Origin of the sequence: Companilactobacillus alimentarius DSM 20249 (genome assembly GCF_002849895.1) — a bacterium.
In the GTDB taxonomy this organism is placed as follows: Bacteria; Bacillota; Bacilli; order Lactobacillales; family Lactobacillaceae; genus Companilactobacillus; species Companilactobacillus alimentarius.
Window position 1 is genome coordinate 672,617 of record NZ_CP018867.1, and the last position, 20,664, is coordinate 693,280.

Below are 20,664 nucleotides of genomic sequence, written 5' to 3' on the forward strand. Positions count from 1 at the left end.
CTATCTTTTAAGTTAGCATTTTTTTCAGTAAGATATACTTATGTAGTAGTATGGTATTTATACCACAAAGGACTCAGTTCAATGAAAAAAATTATAAAATTCTTCATTAAAAACCGGATTCTACTTTCTATCTTGTTATTGCTTACCTTATCGGGTTGGTCAACTGTCGCTCTAGCGAGTGCCAATTCAGTTATTGTTCAATCCGATTCTGTCAACGTTCGAGTCGGACCAGGACTTGCTTACGCTAACATGGGGCAAGTAAAAAAAGGCGACAAATTAGCTATTTTAGCCGAAAAAAACAAATGGTATCAAGTAAGATTATCTGGAGACAAAATTGGCTGGATTGCCAGCTGGTTGATTGACAATACTGAAGTAAGTTCAACAACCAATAAAGTTGGAATTGTAAAAGTACCTAATACAACTGTTTTTAAAAGTGCCGATTCTAATAGTAACGTCTTAGGGACAATCGAACAGTCTGAAAAGGTAACCATAATGTATCAAGAACAAGACTGGACACAGATTCTTTATAACGGAACTGCTGGTTGGGTCAAGTCAAGTTTTATACAAGGGACTGAAAAGACCTCGGGTTCTACCAATACTTCTAATAATGACAATGGTATTAAAACTGTTACTGTTACACAATCCAGTACTAAAATCAGAATTGAACCTAATCAAAACGGTCGAGTGGTAAAATCGGTAAAAGTCGGTAAAAAGCTTGATTACTTGGGCAAAAATGGTAAATGGTATAAGGTCCGTGACTCTGATGGTACTGTCGGTTATGTCGCTAGTTGGGTAGTTACGGTCTCAGGTACTAAGAGCGCTGTTAAATCAGGTGCTACTAATATATCAGAAGCTACGATCGTAATTGACCCTGGTCATGGTGGCAATGATTCTGGTGCTGAATCGAAAAAGAATACCTTCGAAAAGAACTTTACTTTGAAATACGCCAAGGCAATCAAAGAACAACTTGAAAAAACTGGAGCCAATGTCATCTTGACTCGTTCAGGAGATGACAGTAAGTCTCTTGGCGCTCGTGCTCGATTATCAAGTAAGATTCAAGCCGATGCTTTCATCAGTTTACACTTTGATTCCAGTGCCCAAGCCAACTCTGGTTCTGGAGTAACCACTTACTATTACAACAAGAATAAAGATGGTGATCTAGCAAATGATATTAATAATCAGCTAAAGAGCTTGTCTATTGGTAATCGTGGAACAGCACGAAAAGATCTCTATGTATTGCATTACAATAGCCAACCGTCGGTATTGATCGAATTAGGCTATATTAATTCATCCAGTGACTATAAATACATCAATTCCAATTCTTACAAGGAAAAAGTTGCTCAGGATGTAACCAATGGTTTGAAAGAATATTTTAAATAATTAATACTAAAAAGTACCAGTGCAGTAGCCTAGAATGGTTGCTACACTGGTATTTTTTTATGAAAATTTACAATTTCTAATAAAACTAGAATTAATGCTGCTCTAACTTTGTTATAATACTATTAACATTTCTTTGAGAGGACCTGTTGCAAATGCATAGACTTAAAAATATCTTTCCTAAAAAAACTGTTCGTGATCTGTACGATCAAGATGGAAATTTACCTAAATTATTCAGGACCTATAATCGACGTCAACTATTCGAATTAATTATTGGCTTAGCAACTGTCATGTTAGGCGGTTTAGGTATCCTTTTTCTAATACTTTCCCTACTTGATTTGTATGTTTTCTCATATACTCTAAATATTAGGAACATGTCAACCGGCGCCACTGTACTGATGGACAAACCCGAATGGCAAAAATATCGTCAACTATACAAACAACAAGTCGCAAGCCATAAAAATAAAAAAACAATATAAATAGCGCCTATCAAGGTTCACAAAGACAATTGTCTCGCGTGAATCTTAATAGGCGTTTTTTAATCTAATTAATTATTTATAAGGATGAACACAATCTGCCAAGCGAGACTGAATATAATTCAATTCCGTCTTTTTTAATTCCCGACTCTCTTTAATCGTTTTGACTAGTCCAAGGATTGTTTCTCTTTCAGTCGCATTATCTAAATCCAAACAATAGCCATTTCGACGCAAGAAATAATCCATTGCCGCAATTGCTGTCTGGACATTATATTTTTCAAAAATATCATCACAGATAATTGTACAAAACAGATGTGTCAAATAAACATTTAACTTATCAAATTGATTCAAAAACTCCATATTGCTCTGCAATCTTTTTTCACTGAATGTGATTTCTTCATTATTTTCTATCGCCAAATGGATTGCTACAATTTGATCGTAAGTTAATTTTTCGAGTTTGTTTTCCATATTATTTCCTAATTTAAATTATTTTTTTAATCTCTAAAAGATCATTCACGCGATAATCATAAGAAAAATCGACTGCTTGATTATTGAGTAAAATCGTCTTAGCCCCCACACTATGACCGAATTTAACATCAATTTCTCGATCGCCAACGACCCAAAGTTCGTCTCTTTTTAGATCATATTTATTGATCAAATAATTCAACATATCAGGATCTGGTTTGCGTTTGTAGCCATCGTCGACACTGATTATTTCCTTGAAGAAATGCTCAATTCCTAAGGATTTTGCTAAATCATAAATTGATTGATCTCGATGCGTAACGACAAATTGAATATAATGTTTTTCATCACAATATTTCAAAATATCTTTAATATGAGGAACAAGCGTAATCTTATCATGATACTCACTCTCGTAGTGATGATAAACTTTATAAAACAAATCCACCGCTTGATCAGGATTTTCCTGATCTTTTAATAAATCAGTTACAAATTTTCTAACTGAGGTTTTCTTTGATTCTTTAAAAATCGTATCTTTTGATAAACTAATACCAAAGTTTTCTCGTAGAGATCTTTGCGTAGCATTGACAATCCCGGGATAACTATTAGCAATCGTATCATCAAAGTCCCAAACAATACTTTTCATTTTTATCGCTCCATTAAAATAGTTACTGGTCCATCATTAGTAAGTGACACTTGCATGTCAGCTCCAAATTCACCAGTTTCAACGTTTATATCATAATCACGCAAAGCATTATTAAATTGCTCATATTTTTTACTGGAAGTCTCAAAATTCCCTGCTCCAATAAAACTTGGTCGGTTACCATGTTTAGTCTCGGCATAAAGGGTGAATTGGGATATTGAAAGAATCTCCCCACCAACATCTTTAATCGACAAATTCATTTTATCATCAGTATCCGAGAATATCCTCATATTGGCAATTTTTCGTGCCATATACTTGATTGTTTCATCATTATCTTCATCAGCAAAAGCCACTAATAAACAAAATCCCTGATCAATTTGACCAAGGATTTTTTGATCCACAGTGACCTTAGCTTCAGAAACTCGTTGTATAACAACTTTCATTAAGCTACCGTCCTCTTTATTTCATAAACATTCGGAATATTTTTCAATTTTGAAATAATATTGTCCAAATGTTCCTTATTATTGACACCAATGCTTACGTGAACAATGGCCATTTTTTCTTTATCAAGTCTTCCAATCACATTATTGAGCGTATTTGTATTGGAATTGATCACTTGCAAAACCTCATTGATCAACCCATTACGGTTGAACGCATAAATATCCAATTCGGCAGTGTAGCGTTTCTCTTTTGTAACATTGTCCCAAGAAACATCTATAAAGCGACTCTTAGCCTCTTCGCTTTGGACATTCGGACAATCAGCCCGATGAATCGTCAATCCACGTCCCTTAGTAATATAACCGACGATTTTATCTCCTGGTATAGGACTACAACACTTAGCCAGACGAATTAAGAGATTATCGATTCCTTGAACGGAAATACTATTATTGGCATTATTACGTTCTTTTTGTAGCTTAGGATTCTCATTTTGTGGTTGCTGTGGCTTTTCATCCGTTTCAGTAATAACAGAGTCTTCAAGTTCTTTTTTCTCAGCTTCACGTTTCTTTTCAGGATCTTCATTCAACAACTTATGAACCACGTTGATTGGCGAAAGCTCACCATAACCAACTGCATTAAAGAGTTCATCTGGATCAGTATAATTAAAGATCTTCATCGCTAATTCCAAATGTTTCTTATCTAAATACTTTTTACTGGAAAGGGAACGGTTCTTTAATTCTTCTTCAATAGATTCACGACCAAGAACAATATTATTCTCACGGTCTTTAGTTCTAAAATAACGTTTGATCTTATTACGAGACCTAGAAGTGAATACTACATTGACCCAATCTCTACTTGGAGATGAGCTGGAATTAGTCAGCATTTCCACAATGTCGCCATTCTTCAACTGATAATTCAATGGCACCATTTTGCCATTAACTTTCGCACCAATTGAGTGATTACCCACTTCAGTATGCACTTGATAAGCAAAATCCAATGTGACGGCACCCTTTGGCAGTTCAATAACTTCGCCTTCAGGAGTGAATACATAGACGCGATCATTAAAGATTTCACCTTTAACTGATTTCATAAAATCAGAAGCGTTGTCGGAATTTTCCTGTAACTCAAGGATTTCTCTAAAGACGTCAATCTTTTGCTCATCATCGTCAAGATGAACCCCTTCGAAGTTACCTTCCTTATAGGCCCAATGAGCAGCAACACCATATTCAGCAACTTGATGCATCTTAAAGGTTCTGATCTGAACCTCTAGTGGCTGACCACCAGGACCTATAATCGTCGTATGTAGCGATTGATAGCCATTAGCCTTAGGGACAGCAATGTAGTCCTTGAAGCGTCCTGGAATAGGCTTCCATTTGGAGTGAATCGAGCCTAAGACGGCATAACAATCCTTCACTGATTCAACCACAATTCTAATTGCCAACAAGTCATATAGTTCTGAAAATTGTTTATGCTTGTCACGCATTTTTTTATAAATAGAATAGATGTGTTTTGGTCGACCATAAATATCATATTTAATATGTAAGGCGTCAACATTTTTCTTGATATAGTCAATTGCTTCTGCAATATAAGCTTCACGTTGGTCACGTTTACTATTCATTAAATGAACAATACGATAATATTGTTGCGGATTAATATAATGCAGCGACAGATCTTCTAATTCCCACTTGATTCGACTAATACCTAAACGGTCAGCTAGTGGTGCATAAATTTCCAAAGTTTCATTAGCAATCCGACGTTGTTTATCAGGACGCAAAGCTTTTAGAGTACGCATATTGTGCAAGCGGTCAGCCAGTTTTACCATGATGACACGTAGATCCTTAGCTGTAGCGAGAAGCATCTTTCGATGATTTTCAGCCAAAAGCTCCTGATGCGAATGATACTTATACTTACTGATCTTAGTGACGCCGTCAACAATTGTTGCTACTTGATCGCCAAATAATTCTCGAACATCTCCGAGAGTAATATTGGTATCTTCAACGACATCATGCAAATAACCCGCTGCTACTGTATAAGGATCCATTTTGAGAGAAGCTAAGATTTGTGCAACTTGTGTTGGGTGAATAATGTATGGTTCACCAGTAGCCCGTTTTTGTTCCTTATGAACATAAGCGGCAAAGTTATAAGCTTTATTAACAAATTCAACGTGATCATCATTCATGTACTCACGACAAATATCCAAAACTTCCTCTGGAGTATAGTCCTTATTCTTTTTCATTAAATTCACCCCTATTACAATAAAAAGCACTCAATGAGTGCTTTTTAAATTTATATATCATTATGATTGGTTCGTTCTTAAATTTCAATTATTTCTCTTCATCTTGAAATAAGAAATAAATCAAGATACTCAAAACCAGATAGATTCCGGCTAAAAAGTAACCATATCTGCCATATTTAATGAAGACACTAATCACAAATATCACCGGAAAAATCACTAAATTATAAAAAGATAACTCATATTTTCTTGTAAACCATCCAATAAAACCAGCAAATAAAAGATTGATAATAAAGAATAGCCAAATAATTCGATTAGTTCTTCCTAAATGAAATAAATTAAATAGGATTGGCATAATAAAAACTAAAACAATAGAGATTAAAGCAAGATAAGTCGTTTTTGACTTTTCAATCATTTTCCAAATATTTTTCACGTTCTATTTCCTCATTTTACTGTTAGTTCATACTTATATGATAGCACGGATAGGAAGTACATGGGTGCCGTTTCTGCTCGCATTATTCGAGGTCCCAAGCCGACTGACAAAAAACCATTTTGATTCAAAAACTCTACTTCATCAAAAGCGAATCCACCTTCGGGTCCAAAGGTACACATAATAGAAGTAGGCTCTTCTTGAATAGCTTGAGCGAGTTGACTAATTTCACCCTGCTTAGCCGATTCCTCATAAGCCACCAAATTAGTAGCTTCCTTTTCCTCGATCAATTTATCTAACTTATCCAAATAAATTACGTCAGGAATTAGTCGACGTTTAGATTGTTGCGCCGCATTTTTAGCAATTTCCTGTAGTCGCATTAATTTCTTCTCAACTACATTCTTCTTCCAATGCATAATTGAATACTTTGAATCAAAAAAGATAATTTTTTTAGCACCTAATTCTGTAGCCTTTTGCGTAATCCATTCAACTTTGTCTTTTTTCGACAAAGAACAGGCGATCGTAACGCCTAATGGCATTTCAGTCGTTGTGCGCTCATCCTTATCTACTACGACGGTTAAATTTGAAGCATCATTATCAATCTCTGAAATTTTTGCTACAAATAAAGTTTGTGTCGAATCTACTAAATAAATTGTATCTCCAACTTTATGACGTAAAACTTTAACAATATGCTTATAACTCTCTAAATCATCGATCACAAATTTCGATTGATCGATAACTTTTTTAACGAAGTATTGCTCCATCTTCTGCCTCGAATTCCTCTTTTCTTCTACAAATCAAAGTTGACCAGCCTTTCAAATGGAAGACTTCTAAGACAATAAAGCCGATTTCTGCCATTTTTTCAGTGATCAATTGTTCCTTCTCATTAATAATACCAGACAAAACAACAAATCCATTATCATTTAAATGCGAATCAATTTGGGGAATAAATTTCAAGATTACATCAGCCAACATATTGGCCACGATGACATCCACCTTACCACTGACACCATCTAGTAAAGAGTTTTCATAAACTTCAATATCCTCACAACCTGGATTCAATTGAATATTCTCCTTAGCGGCTGCTACAGCAACTGGATCAAGATCATAGGCTTTAATATCTCTGACTCCCAATTGACGGGCTTGTATCGAAAGAATTCCTGAACCCGTTCCAACGTCATATAAGGACTTCGCATCGCCTAAGATTAGCTCCAGAGCTTGCATACACGAATAAGTTGTCGGATGAGTCCCGGTACCAAAGGACTTGCCCGGGTCCATAACAATTGTATGTTCATCTGGATATTTAGGCTGATAGTTTACCCAATTAGGTACAACAGTCAAATAGCGACTGATCTTAACGGGATGATAATACTTCTCCCACTCAGTTTGCCAATTATTATCATCTAAATCACTCACATCAATTTCAACACCAGTAATATCGAAACCATATTGTGGTAAAGCTTTAATTTGTTTTCGCAAATTGTTTAAAATCTCTTCGCTGTAATTATTTTCATCAAAGTAAGAATTTATCTTTGTCTTAACTGATTTATTTTCATCATCTACCATTTCTGTACCGTTAGCACCAATGCGCATAAAAATATCAGAAATAATCTCTGGATCGAAATTGTTCGGTATTTCGACAGTAATTTTTTTCCAAATCATAACGTTCCTCCATTAGTAATAAGATTACTAAAATTTGCGCATAAAAAAAAGACGTTTCAACGTCTTATTTTGCTAAATTTCCAATTGTACTCATAAATTGAAGTTCTGTAGATCTAATTTTTTCTTTAGCTTTTTCAAGTTGGCGGTGATCAATGAGGTTTTTATCAAAGTCCAAACAATTGATGGCACTGATCACTTCCATAAGGTATTGATTTAAACTGTCAGCTAATGAACTATTTTCTAAATTATACTTCTCTAAATACTTATTACACATTCGAACAAATTGATGCACATTAACTGTATAATTATCCGCCAATCGAGAATAAGTTTCGTAACGTAAGGCTTCCCCGCGTTCAATAACCTTCATCGTCTTAAAATGTTCTGAAAAAACTTCTCGATAAATCAAAAATCTTTCTAACAAAAAGTTTGTTTCTAATAAGTGATTCTTACCATTGATTTTTCCCATAAATCCACCTCATTTCGTTTTTTATATAATACCATATGTTTTTATTTATGAAAAGCATTAGTTTTAATTAATAATCAAATTAATAAAAAAAAGACTATTTCATATAAATGAAATAATCCTCTCTATAAAGACTAATACTTTCTGCTAATTATCCTTAATTTCATTATCTTTTCCCGGATGCGTTTTTCCATCAATAACTTTCTTGCGTAAAGATTCATCGTTTTTAAATAATTTTTGAGCCTCAGATAATTTTTTTGGACTGTTCTTAATTTCTTGTGAAATTTTACTAAAATCATTTTCGGCAGGATCTTCTTGATGTTTTTTAAAAAAACTCATTATAATTCGCTCCTTATCCTGTTGTAACTCCATAATTATATACCAATATAAAAAATTACTAAAAATATTTTCATGCCAACAATTTCTGTTTACTTTCAAAAATTGATAGCTTTGTTATTATATACTAAGTAAGAGTTAAGTTTTAGGGATTGGTGAAGAAAATGAGTAAAAAAAAGAAAATACAAAAAACTTTAGTTGAAAAAATTCTTTATAAGAAAAAGGTCACTTATCAACCAATGACTTTTGAAACTGAGGCTGATGGTGATACCCAAGAAATCGTAACTGATAAAACTAGCCGTAACGGCTACAAAATTTATAAGACATTAGTCTTAACTGGTAATAAAACTGGTCCGTTAGTGGGAATGCTTCCTTTAGACAAACATCTTAGTTATAAAAAATTAGCTAAAATCTCTGGTAATAAAAAAGTGGGCATGATTCCTCTCAAGGACCTTGTTAAGACTAGCGGTTTCGAACATGGCGCTAACAGTCCTGTCGGAATTCGTTCACTTCATAATTACCCCATTTACTTTTCAAGAGAAGCTGATGAGGCCGAGAAAATTATTGTCTCAGCTGGAAAAATTGGTCAATCGCTTTTAGTAGAGCCACATGACCTAGCCAAAGTAGTCGATGCTAAATTCGGTGACTTTGCCGTTGATAATCCAGAGTAATAAAAAAGCCGAGATGACTATATTAATCATCTCGACTAGTTTTAATACAAATATTATGCAGCTTTTTGTTTTAAATTAGCGATAGCTTTTTCAATGGTAGTACCGTTGCCATAGCGATTACTATTATTAACATCAACTGCTGTGAATAATTGATCCTTCATATCTAAAAGAATTCTATATTTCATATTATTCACGCCTCCTTTATGTTCCGTATATCTGAGAGGTAGCGATTAACAGTTATACTACGTTCTTAAAGTTAAAAAGTCAATGAAATTGTCTTGCTTGACTTTTTTAGCATAATGAATAAAAATTACTATACAATAAAAAGGAGAAATAAATGAACAACATTTGGAAATACGTTTTAGGCTTCTTCATTGCCCTTCTACTATTTGGAATCTTCATTCATCTAATTTTACCGTTGATTGTGATTCTAGCAATTGTGGGTGGCATTTATTACTTATATAAAAAACATCAAAAAGGTAAATATACTCCTGAGGGACGTAAAAAAGTTAATTAAAAATAATACTAGTGTAATGACCATTCTGAATGGCTCACACTAGTATTTTTTCATTTTCTTACTTTATCAACATCAGACGTAGCTGCAATTAACAGTAAAACTGCCCCTGCCACTGCGGCTGAAATCAAATTGGAATTACTGAACCATTTAAAGATAAATCCCAAAACGGCCACGACTAGTAACAAAATCCCTAGCCAAAGATCAATTTTCATCAATAACTTCATTATATACATTCCTTTTATTATTATTTTCTGACAAAGAATACTAAAATAGTAAGTGATTATTATGAATATTATACATTATCTTGGAGGATTAAAAATGGACAAAGCACAAAGACTCAGTATTCTAGATGATTTGATCAAACTGGAAACTGTTAATGGCAATGAGGAAATTGTTGCTAATTATCTCAAGGATCTCTTTGAAAAGCATGGTATCAAAACGGAATTAAATAAATATGACGATAATCGTTATAACTTAATTGCCACACTTAAAAATACTGATGAACCATACCTAGGTTTCACTGGACACGAAGATGTAGTCGGAACGGTTGACGACAGTAAATGGAACTACGGTTCTTTCAACCCTAAGCATATTGACGGCAAAATCTTTGGTCGCGGCTCTTCTGATATGAAAGGCGGCTTAGCTGGTTTAGCTATTGCTTTGATTGAATTAAACGATGATCCTGACTTCAATGGAAACATTAAATTCATCGCTACTGTTGGTGAAGAAATCGGCGAACTCGGTGCTGAAAAACTTGCTAAGGAAGGTTTCACTGATGACTTAAGTGCTTTAATTGTTGGTGAACCAAGTAATTCTTCATCACGTTTAGTAATGGATCAATTGATCAATCACGGTTTAGTCGAAACTAATGGTGCTAAACCAGAAACTCGGATGGCCGCCTTTTGTGCCCACAAGGGATCTGTTACTTACAAAGTTATCTCACATGGTAAAGCCGCCCATAGTTCTATGCCTGAGGTCGGAATCAATGCTCTTGATAATTTAATTTCCTATTATAATAAGCAAAACGAATACTTTAAAAATTTAGTCAGCGTTGAAGACGATATCTTGGGTACGACTAAACCTTCTGTCACCGTTTTAAATGCTGGCGAACAAGAAAACACTATTCCTGATTACGCTGCAATGACCGTTAAGATCAGAACAATTCCTGAATACGGCAATGATAAAATCATTAGTGAATTAAAAAATTTAATTGCTCAAATGAACCAAGAGGATCCAAAGATGAATTTGGAGTTTGATTTAGAAAGCAGCAATTGGCCAGTTAAAACTGATATTAACTCAGATTTCATTAATTTAGTGCGTGATAGCTATAAAGCGGTGTTAGGTGTCAATATTTTAACCGTTGGTGCACCTGGTGGTACTGATGCTTCTAAGTTCGTTCAGGCAAATCACGACTTGGACGTTGTCGTTGCTGGTCCTGGTAATGAAAGTGCCCATCAGATCAACGAATTTGTCTTTGAAGATGACTACTTGCAATACATTGAGATTTATAAGACTATTGCTGAAAAGTACTTTGCTGAATAAGATATATTTTTAAATTGACTGCGAGCCGTTTGATATGGTTTCGCAGTTTTTGTTATTAGTCACAAAAAAATGAGAGTCAGAATCAATTGACTCTCATTTTAGAATTTAAAAGAAGGCTGATATTCCAATAACAAACAAAAATAATCCAATTATAAAAGATGACCAGACTGCTAGCAAAACGAATCGTGACGTATCTTTATTGGCATTTTGTTTCAAATACTTAAAATACTTAACACTAATAAAGATTTGCCATATACCAATAATTATAAATAAAATAGCTACTACTATATCCACTTTACTCATTATGGAACCCCCTAATCTTTTTTAGATTGAATCCGTATAATTGAATCAAAGAAAACAAGCAATTAAACTTATTCCTCTCCCCTTTAAATTCCAAATTTTCACAATTCCATTATGCTCTTCTTGGTAATCGCTTACAATAATCTTGAACGTTTTTCCTTATTATCTTAGGATTCTCTTTACAAATGACAATATTAATCCATATAAATACTAATTTCATTATGCATAATCCAAGACAATTATCGTTTGTTACAAAAATGTTACGATAATGACAAAGAATGCTCCTTTTAAGACAAAAGTTAATATTAGAGTAGCTAACTTAGTACTATATATATTGAATATAATTTGTTTTAAGGAGATATTTTGAAATGAAAAAGAATAAGATTTTGTTAGCATCTACACTGGCTGTTTTAATTGCTCCAAGTGTTTTGAATAACGCTTCATACGAACCTGAGGCTTCTGTACAAGCTGCTACTACAACAGTTGACAGTATTAAAACCCCCATTGGAACTGTCGACTATGGTGGGGCTTATACAGTTGATGCAAACGGCAATCAAACAAGTCTCTATCTTTCAGGAAAATCATCTTGGAAGTTAGGCAAATCTGTTCTTATTAATGGATCAAGGTATTATGAAGTAGCTACAAATAAATATATCAGTTCCGATCATATTACTCTAACAGATGGACTTCCTACTACAAGTAGTGTCATCAAGCCTGCTGTCCCTAATCAAGTTGGTACTTTAAATACTGCTGGTAAAGTATTTGATATCAATGGAAACTTTAATGGAGTAGTCTTACCTGCAAGTTCCTCATGGAAACTGGGTCAACTAGTAAACATAAATGGTAATGCATACTACCAAGTGGCAACTAATGAATACGTTCTAGCTGGAAACGTTATAATAAATTCAACCTCTGGCACATCAATAAACACTGTCATTACTTTAAATAATGCTTCCCGAATTGTAGATGATAATGGTAATTATACTGGCAAAACATTACCAGCTTACTCATCATGGAAAGCAGATCGTACGAAGACTATGTACAATGTAACTTATTATCGTGTTGCCACTAATCAGTGGGTATCAAATGTTCCCATCAAGAGTTACTCTTTGGTAGCAAATCTAAAAAGTAGTCAAGCCGTATATAATACAGAAACTAATTCTATGACCAGAAGCTTACCTGCGGGCTCTTCATGGAAATTCAATAAAGTTGTTCGCAATAAAAATAACCAATTCTGGGGAAAAGTTTCCACTAATGAATGGTTATTGCTCGATTCTAACGTCTCAATGTCATATGGAGATTCTGATACAGTGCCAAGCGTTGCTGTTAGCGAGCCTGAATTTGCTACAAATCTAAATAATTAATAATTTTATTTTTTACGGTATTAACAAATTACAATAATCCTTTTATGTTCGTTAGATGAACAATATAAACTCATCTGACCTTCATAGAGGGATTTTTTATATATTTAAATATAATTAAATCTATGAATTTAGTAGTAAAATAATTCTATAAACCTTAATTAAGGAAATCAAGGTTATCAAATGAGGGAGATTATAATATGTTTAAAAAGGGAAAGAACATATTTAGTCTACTAATCATAATTGCTTCAATTTTTATGACTGGCTCGACAAATATGATCGAAGCGCAAGGTTCAGGAAACTTATCAGAAACTGGTACAGTTGATACCTCTAAGGATTGGGGAAATCAATTCATTACTAAGGCTCAATTGCAAGATGCTAACGGGGAGGTCAAGAATTCCTTTGGATTATATGAGGATATTTATGCCAACTGGGAATTTTCTACCAATAATCAAAAAATAAATAATGGCGATACAATGAAGATTACTGTACCTAAGCAATTTACTATCACGAATAATATCGTTAATTCCAAAACACTTAAAGATAAAAATGGCAATGAAATTGCCACCATTACACTAGATAAAACTAGTCGTATTATTACTGTTACCTTCAATAACTACGCTGCCACTAAATCTAAAACTAGCAACGTTACAGGTTGGATCAGTTTAAAAACAAATTGGAATAAGAATTTAATTACAGCTAATCAAAATGTTAATATCGATTGGAATCTGGATAAGTCCGTTATAAACAACCCAGACTCCACTACTTCGGCCACGGTCACTCCACCATCAAATAATCAAAATGACAATACCATACTTTATAAATATGGTAGCTTTGATAAAGATAAAATTCTCTGGAATGTGGAAATCAATTATTCTGGTGAAAAAATTTCAAAAGCTAGCTATAGAGATTTTATCGGTGAAAATCAGGACTTGATAGCAAATAGTATAAAAGTAAATTCAGCTACACTGGAAACTGATGGTTCGGTAACAAATGATAAGGAAAATCAATATACTAATGCCAAAGTTACCTATGGTGATGACAATAAAAGTTTTAGTATTGATTTAGGAGACATTAGTCAGCCGATAAATATTAGTTATTACACCAAAATAACTAACTATGATAATCTCTCCGACAACTACTCTAATTCAGGAGACTTACTTTCTGGTACTAAGATTGAACAAAATATTACTGTTAATGATTCCACCACTTCAATCGGTGGTTCAGCTAGCACCAGCGGTATACTCATCTCTCCATTAGGTCAAAAAACTTGGTCCGTACCTTCTGGTGTCACATTACCAAAGTCAATCACAGTTCACTTACTTCGTCGCAACAATGAAAAAGATGAATACGAAGACGTTGTACAACAAAAAGTTTCCGCAGACAGTAATTGGCAATATATTTTTCGCAATCAACCAAAATATGATTCACAGGGAAATCTTTATCAATATACCGTTAAAGAAGAACCTATCAAAGGTTTTACACCCGTATACAATTCCACAAATTATGATATAACTAACTATCCTTCTGAAACATTTAAAGTCACTAAGATTTGGCACGATGGCAACAACGCCCAAGGTACCAGACCAGATAGCGTCTTGGTTCACCTCTTTGATGATAAAAATCAAGCTGGTAGTACTAAGTCCATTAATCTAAGCGATGCTAACAATTGGACATATACGTATACCGATTTACCTTATGTAGAAAATGATAATTGGTACGTTTCTGAAATAGGTTACGACGGTAAGCAAACTAATACTATTCCAAAAGGTTACATAAAAACTCAATATGCTAACAATGGCAATCCCCAAGATCAAACTATTATCAATACTTTAGCAACTTCATTAACTGTCAAAAAAGAATGGAAAAATGATGACAAGCTAAGTCGTCCAGAATCTGTTAAAGTTCAGCTGTACTCTTACTATTCTAATGATGAAAAAAAGGATTATACAAAAGTTGGTGATCCAGTTACTTTGAATTCTCAAAATAATTGGAGCTACTCATTTGGCACAAATTCTAATACTGAAAATAAAGATGATTCAACTAATCAATTGCCTAAATATGATAAAAACGATAAGGAACTCAATTATCTTGCTAAAGAGATTGACACACCCACTGGCTATACTGTTTCTAATAGTTTTAATAATGATAAAACTATAGAAACTATTACCAACATCAAAAAGAAAGACTCCTCTACTGATACTGAAACTGATAAAACTAAAGATTTTACTGTTACTAAAAAATGGCACGACGACAATAATGCCAATCGACCAAAATCTATTCAAGTTCAGCTGCTAGCTAATGGGAATCCTCAGGGAGACATTGTTAAAATCACTCCTGATAAAGATAACAATTGGACATATACTTGGACTAATTTGGATAAAAATGTCGATTATTCAGCCAAAGAACTCAATACCGATACCAAATACACTACTAATGTAGATAAGATTGACGACAATCATATTACAATTACTAATACTTTAAAGTCCGATTCTAATGGAACAACACCTACACCAAACAACCCAGACAATCCCCAACCAGAAACACCTAGTACATCTGATAAAACACCAACAGAACCACATCCAGACACACCATCTGTAGAACGTGACCCAGATCCTGATACTTCTCTTGTTCCTGACACACCAATCATTCCAAATGTGCCAAATACAAGTACCAATACCAGTAAGAATTCTAATTCAGTTATTCCGACTAAATCATTGACGCCAAATACTGATAAAACAAGAAATTTTGATCCTGATCCAATGGTTCCAAAACTACCTTATGACACTACTAAATTACCGCAAACTGGCAATCAAAAATCAAAATGGTTTTACCCTTTAATTGGCCTAATGATCCTTGGATTACTTATTTTTAAAACTAAAAAAAGAATGTCAACTACCACTGACTAAAGTCAGTGGCTTGTAGGTGATACATAAACTGTCTATCTACCAGCTACAATTTGCATAGATACACGCCACTTGACGAATACGTCTTACATGCTAATTACCAATGCCTTTTTAGTCCGCAAGTTGCCAAACGGACTTATTATCTACTGGGTTATGGTTAGTAGACCCTTGTTCAGTATATTGATAGCCGCATTATGATCTCTGCTATGATGAGCTTTACATATTGGACAATCCCATTGTCTATCAGATAAAGTCAACTTATTGTCACCACTCATGACGTGTCCACACGTGGAACACGTCTGGGTGGTGTTTTTTGGATTGATTGTTATAAATGTCTTACCGTATAAATCAGCTTTATAGGTTAACATCGACAAAAAGGTTCTCCATCCAACATCAGAGATTGACATCGCTAAAGCATGATTTTTTAATAAATTGGAACTTCTCAATTCTTCAGCTACTACTAAATCGTGGTTATTGATGAGTGTAGTAGACAATTTATTCAAGAAGTTGTGCCGTTGATTTTTAATCTTAGTACTTAATTGGGACACTAGTAGTCTTTGCTTTTGATAGTTCTTTGAAGTCCTAAGTTTTCTTTTTTCGGACTTGGCACGAGTGCCTCGTCTAGATAGTGTTCGTTGTTCTTTAGCTAATCTCTTTTTGACTCTTCGATAAAACCTTGGATTACTAAAGACAACATTATTACTTGTTGTTAAGAAATTCTCAGTATTCAGATCAATTCCGATACTTGTCCCAGTTTTAATCTTTTCTGAAACGAATGGTGTATCAGAACCCAATTGAAGTGAGACAAAGTATCTGTTACAAGCATCTTTATTAACAGTGACGGTACCGATTCTTATATCTGTCTTATGATCAAATATTCTTTTATGTTGTCCCTTTATTCTAAGTTTGCCAAGCTTTGGTACTTGAATATGTTTGTTATCCAAAAATCTAACTGAACCAGAATAAATATTCATTTTAGCTTTTTTAGGATACTGACAATTAGTCTGATATTTCTCAAAATATCCTTTCTTATGAAATTTCGGAACTCCAGCTTTATGGACCTCTCGAAACATTTGCCATGCCTTCAAATAATTTTGAACGGCATTAGCTTTGGCTAAACTATCAATTCTTTTGTCTTCCATATATTGGTAATGATTAGATAATTCACGGATCTTTTTACGTCTTTTCAATTCATCAATACGTGTTTGAACTATCTTTATTGGCAGCCCAATTTTGCTTAGATGATAGACTTCTCTATCTATTCCAACCAATTTATTATAGATAGTTCGACTGATATTAGAATTTAATTTTATTAATTCTTTTTGCTTATAACTTGGGTAAATACGTACTTTAATTCCATAGTGATATTCAAGCTCAGACATTGACTTCAAATCGTTCACCACCTATGTGGTATAAGTATACCAGAACATATGTTCTGGTAACAACAAAAAAGATGGCTATCCATCCCCTGACTAAAGTCAGGGGATTTCCGCCAGTTCTTTATTAAATCTAATCCATCAACTGTAATAGAACCACTACTAGGTTGTAATATACTGACTAAACTTTTTAAAGTAGTCGATTTCCCAGCTCCATTGTGTCCCAAAAAGCCAAAAATCTGTCCTTCAGGAATTTTTAAAGATAAATTCTGCAAAGCCTTTTTCTCGCCGTAATTCTTAGATAGATCATCAATTTCAATCATGTTTTTAATCTCCCTATTAAGTAATGCGTCTTGATGTAAATCATTATACCAACTGAATGCCTACTACCTAGCCCTTTATGGAAAACTTAAGACATTCTGTATATGATATTTCAATTATCAAAATGTAATTAATTTTATTTTGATTTTTGCTTTTTGAAGTATTTTTTTAAGTGTATCTCTCTACTAATTTTTTAATCAGACCTATAATTGAGCTGATGAATATTATTGAATAATTTTCATTATTTTAAAAGCTGGTGAAAGAATTGAAAAAAGTTGATACGAAATCATTAACAAATGACTTTGCCCAAGGATCACTCGAACAACTATTTGAAAAATTACAGACATCTAAAAATGGTCTTAATCAAACAGAAGCTGAAAAAAGGTTAACTAAATATGGGCCCAATACAATCCATCACAGTAAACAAAAGTCTCAAGTTAAAGCCTTTCTTAAAAATTTTGCTAGTTTAATGGCAATTTTGCTTTGGATCAGTGGTTTGATTGCAATCCTAACCGGATCAGTTGAACTAGGAATCGCCATTTGGTTGGTCAACATTATTAACGGTATTTTTAGCTTTTGGCAAGAATATAAAGCTGCTAAAGCGACCGACTCACTAATGGCTATGTTGCCAACTTATACAAGAGTCTTTCGGAATGGAAAAATAAAACAACTGGACGCTAAAGACATCGTCCCAGGCGACGTATTTGAATTACAAGCTGGTAATTCAGTTCCAGTTGACGCTCGATTACTTGAGGCAACTTCGATTCAAGTTGATCAATCAGCTCTAACTGGTGAAACTGTCCCCGAATCTAAAACTGTTAAATTTACACCTGGAGAGGGAAAATTTTCAGAATCGAATCTAGTCTATGCCGGCACGACGATTGGCTCTGGTGATGGAAAGGCTGTGGCCTTGGCTACTGGTATGAAAACCGAATTTGGAAAAATTGCTTCATTGACTCAGAAACAAAACAAATCTATCAGTCCACTGCAACAAGAATTGAATCGGCTAACTAAACAGATTTCAATGATTGCGATCGCGGTTGGGGTTGTCTTCTTTATTGCAGCAATCCTCTTCGTTCATCACCCTGTAGCACAATCATTCATTTTTGCTTTAGGGATGATTGTAGCCTTTATCCCTGAAGGATTGTTACCAACGGTCACATTATCATTAGCCCAAGGTGTTCAAAGAATGGCTAAAAAGCATGCTTTAGTAAAAGACTTAAACAGTGTCGAAACTTTGGGTGAAACTAGCGTTATTTGTTCTGATAAAACTGGTACTTTGACTCAAAATCAAATGACCGTCAATCATATCTGGCTACCTTCTGGAGAATATACAGTCACTGGTCAAGGATATGTCAATAATGGAAAGATTCAAAAAAATCATCAAGACATCAATTATCAAACTAGTCCTGACCTTTCACAATTATTGAGAGTTTCGGCTTTTGACAACGATACAACTGTGGAATCTACTAACAATTCTCAAAAGCCCAAAATACTAGGTACACCGACGGAAGCTGCCTTGGTTATCATGGCTCAAAAAGCCGGTTTTGATGCCTCTACAGAATTGAAAAAAATGCCCCGTTTAAAGGAACTACCTTTTGATTCTGATCGTAAGAGAATGACCACTATTCATCAAGATGGTCAAAAACTCTTCATTGCCGTTAAGGGTTCACTGAGTGACTTATTGAAGCAATGTTCTAACATTCAAATCAATGGGCAAACTCAATCAATTACTTCAGCGGATAAAGCAAAGATTAACCAAGCTAATAAAAATTACGCAACGAAAGGCCTTCGTTCCCTAGCAATCGCATATCGAATTATTCCTTACACTGATCAAAAACAAATTGACCAATTAAACATTGATAATACCGAAAAAGATTTGACTTTCGTTGGGTTGACCGTCATGGCTGATCCGCCTCGTCCAGAAATTTATGACGCTGTTAAGAAGTGTCACAACGCTAGTATCAAAATCATTATGGTCACTGGCGATAGCGAATTAACCGCTAAATCAGTTGCCGTAAAAATCGGTATTACAAGTGATAAGGTTACCGTCGTCACAGGGTCACAATTGGATGAGATGTCTACTAACGACCTGCAAAAAGTTTTACAAGGTGAAGTAATTTTCGCTCGAGTTGCACCTGAACAAAAGTATAAGATTGTTTCAACCTTACAAAAAATGGGTAAAATCGTGGCTTCAACTGGCGATGGCGTCAATGATGCTCCAGCTTTAAAGAAAGCTAACATTGGTGTAGCTATGGGTGTCACCGGCACAGACGTTGCTAAAGACGCTGCTGATATGATTTTAACCGACGATAATTTTGCTTCTATCGTTGCTGCGATTGAAGAAGGTCGAACCGTCTACAGCAATATTCAAAAATTCTTATTATATATCTTTAATTCCAACGTTCCCGAAGCCGTACCCTCTGCTCTATTTCTGCTCAGCCGTGGTTTGATTCCATTACCACTGACTGTTCTACAAATCCTAGCAGTTGATCTAGGTACCGACATGTTGCCTGCATTAGGCTTAGGATCTGAGAAACCTGAACCCGGTATTATGAATCAAAAACCACGGGCACATAACTCTCATCTTTTAAATAAACATTTAATTTTGACAGCCTTCGCTTGGTACGGGGCTATCGCATCTTTAGTTTCAACTCTAGCTTATTTCTTCGTCAACTTTCAAAACGGTTGGCCAGTTAAGAATCTATTATCCAGTGGTATTGGCTATAATCGAGCCACAACTATGACCTTAGCTGCCATCATTTTCTGTCAGATTGCTGCCGCTTTAAACTGTCGTAGCAAATATACTTCTGTCTTTAAATTAGGTATTTTTAGTAACCACCGTGTCTGGGCCGGAATTATTTTTGAAATCGTGCTTCTAGCAATTCTAGTTTATACACCCGGTATTCAATCCGTCTTTAATACTGCTCCATTACAAGTTAACGATTGGATCTTTCTCTTCATTATTCCTATTCCCATCTTTTTAATTGAGGAATTACGGAAATTAATTGTTAGATACAGACATCAAAATAGATAAAATTCTTGAAATTAACTAGGCAATCGTATCTTGATTGCCTAGTTATTTTTATTTTAGGCACAAATATTATTTTACGTTCTACTTTTCCATTGCAAATCCAGAATTATTGTTATACT

At 34.4% G+C, this 20,664-nt stretch carries 21 protein-coding genes and 1 pseudogene; 8 read left to right on the top strand and 14 right to left on the bottom strand.

What is annotated here, in order from left to right:
* Positions 1-81 precede the first annotated feature (81 nt).
* Together LA20249_RS03285 and LA20249_RS03290 are read left to right on the top strand one after the other, a co-directional pair.
* Entirely contained in the window at positions 82-1,380 is a 1,299-nt protein-coding gene (locus LA20249_RS03285; RefSeq protein WP_057739768.1) for an N-acetylmuramoyl-L-alanine amidase, read from the top strand.
* Between the two features lie 152 nt (positions 1,381-1,532).
* Positions 1,533-1,856, top strand: coding sequence for a hypothetical protein (locus LA20249_RS03290; RefSeq protein ID WP_057739771.1), 324 nt, complete (start codon positions 1,533-1,535; stop codon positions 1,854-1,856).
* Between the two features lie 72 nt (positions 1,857-1,928).
* Here the strand turns inward: LA20249_RS03290 and LA20249_RS03295 are convergent, their stop codons facing one another.
* The 9 genes from LA20249_RS03295 to LA20249_RS03335 all read right to left on the bottom strand — a co-directional run bounded on the left by LA20249_RS03295 (position 1,929) and on the right by LA20249_RS03335 (position 8,520).
* Complete coding sequence (locus LA20249_RS03295) at positions 1,929-2,321, bottom strand: hypothetical protein (protein ID WP_057739773.1); 393 nt, start codon at positions 2,319-2,321, stop codon at positions 1,929-1,931.
* A 13-nt stretch (positions 2,322-2,334) separates the two neighbouring features.
* Positions 2,335-2,958, bottom strand: a complete 624-nt coding sequence (locus LA20249_RS03300; RefSeq protein ID WP_057739775.1) for an HAD-IA family hydrolase — start codon at positions 2,956-2,958, stop codon at positions 2,335-2,337.
* A 2-nt stretch (positions 2,959-2,960) separates the two neighbouring features.
* Positions 2,961-3,398: a D-aminoacyl-tRNA deacylase gene (gene dtd / locus LA20249_RS03305; protein ID WP_057739777.1), complete on the bottom strand. Its 438-nt coding sequence runs from the start codon at positions 3,396-3,398 to the stop codon at positions 2,961-2,963.
* On the bottom strand, positions 3,398-5,629 hold the full coding sequence (locus tag LA20249_RS03310) for a RelA/SpoT family protein (RefSeq protein WP_057739779.1): 2,232 nt from the start codon (positions 5,627-5,629) through the stop codon (positions 3,398-3,400). The genes dtd and LA20249_RS03310 overlap by 1 nt, the downstream gene beginning before the upstream one ends.
* An 88-nt stretch (positions 5,630-5,717) precedes the next feature.
* Entirely contained in the window at positions 5,718-6,059 is a 342-nt protein-coding gene (locus LA20249_RS03315) for a hypothetical protein (protein ID WP_057739782.1), read from the bottom strand.
* A gap of 11 nt (positions 6,060-6,070) precedes the next feature.
* Entirely contained in the window at positions 6,071-6,820 is a 750-nt protein-coding gene (locus LA20249_RS03320; protein ID WP_057739784.1) for an RsmE family RNA methyltransferase, read from the bottom strand.
* A complete protein-coding gene (gene prmA / locus LA20249_RS03325) occupies positions 6,801-7,718 on the bottom strand; it encodes a 50S ribosomal protein L11 methyltransferase (RefSeq protein WP_057739786.1) in 918 nt (305 codons plus the stop codon). The genes LA20249_RS03320 and prmA overlap by 20 nt, the downstream gene beginning before the upstream one ends.
* Positions 7,719-7,782: 64 nt before the next feature.
* Positions 7,783-8,184 carry a hypothetical protein gene (locus LA20249_RS03330; protein WP_057739788.1) on the bottom strand — a complete coding sequence of 134 codons (402 nt, stop codon included), beginning with the start codon at positions 8,182-8,184 and terminating at the stop codon, positions 7,783-7,785.
* 144 nt (positions 8,185-8,328) lie between these two features.
* A complete protein-coding gene (locus LA20249_RS03335) occupies positions 8,329-8,520 on the bottom strand; it encodes a hypothetical protein (RefSeq protein WP_057739790.1) in 192 nt (63 codons plus the stop codon).
* Positions 8,521-8,681: 161 nt separating this feature from the next.
* Here LA20249_RS03335 and LA20249_RS03340 point away from each other — a divergent pair, with 161 nt between their 5' ends.
* Positions 8,682-9,188 (top strand): aminoacyl-tRNA deacylase, encoded by a 507-nt coding sequence (locus LA20249_RS03340; protein WP_057739792.1) that lies wholly within the window; start codon positions 8,682-8,684, stop codon positions 9,186-9,188.
* Between the two features lie 53 nt (positions 9,189-9,241).
* Here the strand turns inward: LA20249_RS03340 and LA20249_RS11965 are convergent, their stop codons facing one another.
* A complete protein-coding gene (locus LA20249_RS11965) occupies positions 9,242-9,373 on the bottom strand; it encodes a hypothetical protein (protein WP_257790479.1) in 132 nt (43 codons plus the stop codon).
* Positions 9,374-9,525: 152 nt separating this feature from the next.
* Here LA20249_RS11965 and LA20249_RS03345 point away from each other — a divergent pair, with 152 nt between their 5' ends.
* Positions 9,526-9,705, top strand: coding sequence for a hypothetical protein (locus LA20249_RS03345; RefSeq protein WP_057739794.1), 180 nt, complete (start codon positions 9,526-9,528; stop codon positions 9,703-9,705).
* Between the two features lie 50 nt (positions 9,706-9,755).
* Here LA20249_RS03345 and LA20249_RS11650 read toward each other — a convergent pair whose 3' ends face one another.
* On the bottom strand, positions 9,756-9,929 hold the full coding sequence (locus tag LA20249_RS11650) for a hypothetical protein (protein ID WP_157054447.1): 174 nt from the start codon (positions 9,927-9,929) through the stop codon (positions 9,756-9,758).
* Positions 9,930-10,023: 94 nt separating this feature from the next.
* Here LA20249_RS11650 and LA20249_RS03350 point away from each other — a divergent pair, with 94 nt between their 5' ends.
* Positions 10,024-11,247, top strand: a complete 1,224-nt coding sequence (locus LA20249_RS03350; RefSeq protein ID WP_057739796.1) for a M20/M25/M40 family metallo-hydrolase — start codon at positions 10,024-10,026, stop codon at positions 11,245-11,247.
* A 105-nt stretch (positions 11,248-11,352) separates the two neighbouring features.
* Here LA20249_RS03350 and LA20249_RS03355 read toward each other — a convergent pair whose 3' ends face one another.
* Positions 11,353-11,550: a hypothetical protein gene (locus LA20249_RS03355; RefSeq protein ID WP_057739798.1), complete on the bottom strand. Its 198-nt coding sequence runs from the start codon at positions 11,548-11,550 to the stop codon at positions 11,353-11,355.
* A 365-nt stretch (positions 11,551-11,915) separates the two neighbouring features.
* On the opposite strand from LA20249_RS03355, the gene LA20249_RS03360 reads away from it, so the two are divergent.
* Positions 11,916-12,911: an SLAP domain-containing protein gene (locus tag LA20249_RS03360; RefSeq protein ID WP_057739799.1), complete on the top strand. Its 996-nt coding sequence runs from the start codon at positions 11,916-11,918 to the stop codon at positions 12,909-12,911.
* Between the two features lie 197 nt (positions 12,912-13,108).
* Positions 13,109-15,817 (top strand): Cna B-type domain-containing protein, encoded by a 2,709-nt coding sequence (locus tag LA20249_RS03365; RefSeq protein ID WP_057739802.1) that lies wholly within the window; start codon positions 13,109-13,111, stop codon positions 15,815-15,817.
* A gap of 140 nt (positions 15,818-15,957) precedes the next feature.
* Here LA20249_RS03365 and LA20249_RS03370 read toward each other — a convergent pair whose 3' ends face one another.
* Both LA20249_RS03370 and LA20249_RS03375 read right to left on the bottom strand, forming a co-directional pair.
* On the bottom strand, positions 15,958-17,205 hold the full coding sequence (locus LA20249_RS03370) for an RNA-guided endonuclease InsQ/TnpB family protein (RefSeq protein WP_101836866.1): 1,248 nt from the start codon (positions 17,203-17,205) through the stop codon (positions 15,958-15,960).
* A gap of 104 nt (positions 17,206-17,309) precedes the next feature.
* Positions 17,310-17,513: pseudogene (locus LA20249_RS03375) on the bottom strand (ATP-binding cassette domain-containing protein); the annotation flags it as partial.
* A gap of 263 nt (positions 17,514-17,776) precedes the next feature.
* Here LA20249_RS03375 and LA20249_RS03380 point away from each other — a divergent pair.
* Positions 17,777-20,548, top strand: a complete 2,772-nt coding sequence (locus tag LA20249_RS03380) for a cation-translocating P-type ATPase (protein ID WP_057739805.1) — start codon at positions 17,777-17,779, stop codon at positions 20,546-20,548.
* Positions 20,549-20,664: the final 116 nt, after the last annotated feature.